Source organism: Candidatus Kuenenbacteria bacterium, from assembly GCA_012797775.1.
Classification (GTDB): Bacteria; Patescibacteriota; Patescibacteriia; order UBA2196; family GWA2-42-15; genus JAAZMX01.
In genome coordinates this window covers 1-4,221 of the sequence record JAAZOM010000008.1, presented here as the reverse complement: position 1 = coordinate 4,221, position 4,221 = coordinate 1, and the positions used below count along the sequence as shown (strand labels likewise).

Genomic DNA, 4,221 nt, shown 5'->3' with positions numbered 1-4,221 from the left:
TACTTTGACCGTAGTTGTCTCAACTGATGCTGGCAAACAAAGCAATGGTGAACAGATCGTTAACAACGTCAAGATTCAGAGTGGTATTAAAACTGCCAATGCCACAGCAACGACAACCGTGAACAAGGGTGGCGGTGGCTCTACTCCAGATTTAAGTCTGACTTATACTTTTGCTCAGACAAAAATATTGGGTAGCTCTTATTTGGAAACAGTTACTTTAAAAAATACTGGGAATGTTACTTTGACCAATGGAGTTTTGACTGTTGATATACCTGGTAATTTGATAAAATATGTTTCCGCCACTCCAAATTGGAATAGTTATAATACAACAACCGAAACAGCGGTTTGGCAGATAGCTTCTTTGGAAACCGGCAAAGATATTACTTTCCGGTTCACAGTGAGAGCCAACGCGGTTGGCACACCAAGGACCGATGTGACCGCGGCCTTTGACCAGGCGTCAAAGAGCGCCAATTGGTCAGAGAATATTATTACAGCAAGAATACCAAATCCGCCGATAGTAGTGGCTGCTGCCACTTCTACGGCTAATATCGTGCCTCCGACCGGTTGTCCTGAACGTCAAGAGTGTCAGGCCTGCGCTACCGCAGAGTGCACGACATGCAAATGGTGGTTGTGGTTGATAGTAATCCTACTTCACCTGTTAGCTCTTTTTACTTATTATTTCTTTGTTTCTAAAGAAGAATTGAAACAGGATGAAAATGGAGAATACTATATTGTTAAGGGAAGCGCTTTTTGGGCTTTACCAGTATTCTTAACCCTAGTGATAATTTTCCTTCTGCTCACTTTGATTTGTAATGTGGCTCCTTGGTGGGCTTTGGCTTTGATATTATTGTGTTATTATCTAGCCTTGGCCGCCAATCACAAGCTGATCAAATTGGCAGAGTTGAAATATGGTCCAGTTTTCCCATTACTAATTACACTCGCGGTACTGATAGCTTACCTTATATGCCATTCATGGTATTGGTGGGTATTAGTAGCGGTGATTGTATTTTATGTTTTGGCTTTGGGAACCTATTATTTCATGGTTATAAAGATGAACAGCCAGAATAGAAGTTATTGGTGGCTCGCACCACTATTCGCAACTGGACTAGTAATAGTTCTGGAAATGGTACTCAGGATGTGCCATTGCGGAGAAGTGATAAAATAATCAGATAATCCAAAAAGCAGAAAACCCCGCCGAGAGGCGGGGTTTTTGCTTTTTATCTATTGAATTGGTAAAATTTATATAGCTGTTTTATGAAAGAAAACAAAGAAAAGATGGCCAATTTGGAACGTTTAAATAGTGAACAAAAAGAGGCTGTGACCCACGGTGGCGGCCCGCTTTTGATCGTGGCCGGGGCAGGGACTGGCAAGACCACAGTAATAACCGAAAGAATAGCTTGGTTGATTGAACAAGGTCTGGCCAAGCCGGAAGAGATTTTGGCTTTGACTTTCACAGACAAGGCGGCAGGGGAAATGGAAGAGCGAGTGGATAAAGCTTTGCCTTATGGTTATACGGATTTGTGGGTGATGACTTTTCACGCCTTTGCTGAACGCATTTTGCATGCTCATGCTCTGGATATTGGCGTGCCGGATGATTTTCGTTTGTTGACGCAGACAGAACAATGGATGCTGGTCAGGGAGAACCTAGAAAAATTTAATTTGGATTATTATCGGCCACTCGGTAATCCAACAAAATTTATTCATGCCCTGGTAAAGCATTTCGCGCGGTGCAAGGATGAAGAGATATGGCCGGGAGATTATCTTCGATATGCGGAAGGGCTTCGGATAGACTTGGATGGAATGGAAGCCGCAGGCGGAAAATCCAAAATAAATCCCAAATCCAAATTCCAAATTCAAAAAGAGGGAGTGGATGAGAGTGAGATAAGAAGATTGGAAGAGGTGTCCAATGCTTATCATGTTTATCAGCAATTGCTTTTGGATAGGAATGCCTTGGATTTTGGCGATTTAATTAATTATGCTTTGAAACTTTTGAGAACAAGACAACAAATTTTAAAGAAATATCAGGGGCAGTTCAAGTATATTTTGGTGGATGAGTTCCAGGATACCAATTTTGCACAGTATGAACTGGTAAAATTATTGGCTGGGGAAAATAAGAATTTAACAGTCGTAGGCGATGATGACCAGTCGATTTATAAATTCCGGGGCGCGTCAGTGTCCAATATTTTACAATTTAAAGATGACTACCCAGAAGCGAAAGAAATATTTTTGAATAAAAATTACCGCTCCAGACAAAATATTTTGGACTTGGCTTATAATTTTATTCAGCTGAACAATCCAGAAAGGCTGGAGGTCAAACTCAAAACTCAAAAGTTAAAACTTAAAACTAAGGAATTGACAAAGAAATTGAGCGCGCAAATACAGGGCGAGGGAGAGGTCGAATATTATCAAGCTGATGATGAGAGCGACGAAGTAGAATGGGTGGTAAATAAAATTATTGAGTTAAAAAATAATAATCAGGAGGAAACCTGGAATGATTTTGTTGTTTTGATCCGGGCCAATAATCAAGCTGAGGCATTTTGCAATGGTTTGACTGCAGCTCAAATACCATTTAATTTCGTGGCTTCCAAGGGGCTGTATGCCAAAGAGGTGGTGCGTGACATTTTGGCTTATTTGAAATTATTGGATAATTACCACGAATCAATGGCTATGTGGAGAATCCTCAATTTGCCAATGATAAAAATCGGGGTAGAGGATCTGATGGAGATAAACAGATTTGCCGGGCGCAAGGCTCAGTCTATTTTTGAGACATTGAAACAGATTGGTGTTCTGAATAGGATAGAGGAAGAAACCAGGCGCAAGGCGGCTAAAATTTTGTCATTTTTGGAGAAGCATACAAGCTTGGCAAAAGAAAAAAGTGTCAAGGAAGTGATTTTGAAATTCATGGAAGATTTTGGTTATAGTGATTATTTATTGAAAAATAGCGATAATAAGGCTTTTAGTTATGTCCGCAGTCTAATAAAAAAAGCAGAGGAGTTAGAAAAAAGGAGTGTTGATAAGTCATTAAGGCCATTTCTCCAGATGGTTGAATGGGAGATAGAGGCTGGTGAACAGGGGGACTTATCGAAGGATTTGGAAGAAGGGCCAGAGGCGGTAAAAATCATGACTATCCACACAGCCAAAGGATTGGAGTTCGAGAATGTTTTTATAGTCAATTTGGCTGACAAAAGGTTCCCCTCACTGGAGAGGAAAGAACCAATTGAGATCCCGGATGAGCTGGTAAAAGAAATTATTCCCGGAGGAGATATACACCTGCAAGAAGAAAGGAGGCTTTTTTATGTAGCGGTGACTAGGGCCAAGAAGAGATTGTTTCTGACAACGGCAGAAAATTATGGGGGCAAGACAAAGAAGAAGCCGTCAAGGTTTGTCTATGAGACAGGGCTCGGAGAGAAATTTCAAATCCAAAATCCAAAATCCAAAATAAATCCCAAATCACAATTCCAAAATCCAAAAATTATTGAACAGATAATTGGCGGGGCAGAGAAGAGTAAAATTGAATTGCCGAAAGCGTTTTCGTATTCACAGTTGAAGGCGTTTGAGACGTGTCCGTATCAGTATTATCTAAATTTTATTTTGAAGGTGCCGACCGAGGGCAATGCGGTTTTTAGCTATGGCAAGACCATGCATAGTACCTTACAAAAATTTATGAGCCATTGGCAGATACAAGCAGAGGGTCAGAGAGATTTATTTGGAGGAGCAAAAGAAAAAACTAAAAATATTTTGCCTAGCTGGGAAGAGCTTTTGAAAATTTACCGAGAGTCATGGATAGATGATTGGTATGAAAATAAATGGCGCAAAGATGAATATCGCAAAAAGGGTGAGGATTCGTTAAAAAAATTTTATGAAGAGATATTATCAGCACCGCCCAAGGTGATACACTTGGAAAAGGGTTTTAATCTGAAAATTGGCAATTACACCGTGCGAGGGGTGATAGACAGGGTAGATAGCTTGTCAGACGGGAAAGTGGCGATTATTGATTATAAGACCGGAGAAGCGAAGGATAAGGGGAAAGTGGATAAAGACCAACTTTTGATATATCAGTTGGCGGCCAAGGAGGTATTTGGCTGGGAAGTAGAGAAATTGGTTTATTATTATTTGGATAATAATACAGAAATTTCTTTTTTGGGGGAGGAAAAAGATTTGGGGGAAACAAAAGAAAAGATTATTCAATTGATTGAAGGGATAATGAATTTTGATTTTAAG

Annotated in this window: 2 protein-coding genes; both read left to right on the top strand. The window is 40.2% G+C overall.

All coding sequences use genetic code 11. The annotated features are described in order from the left end of the window. The coding region (locus GYA54_01125) for a DUF11 domain-containing protein (GenBank protein NMC51314.1) at positions 1–1,165 on the top strand (1,165 nt) is incomplete at its 5' end. A gap of 89 nt (positions 1,166–1,254) precedes the next feature. Next, on the top strand, positions 1,255–4,221 hold a 2,967-nt coding region (locus GYA54_01120; protein ID NMC51313.1), incomplete at its 3' end, for a UvrD-helicase domain-containing protein.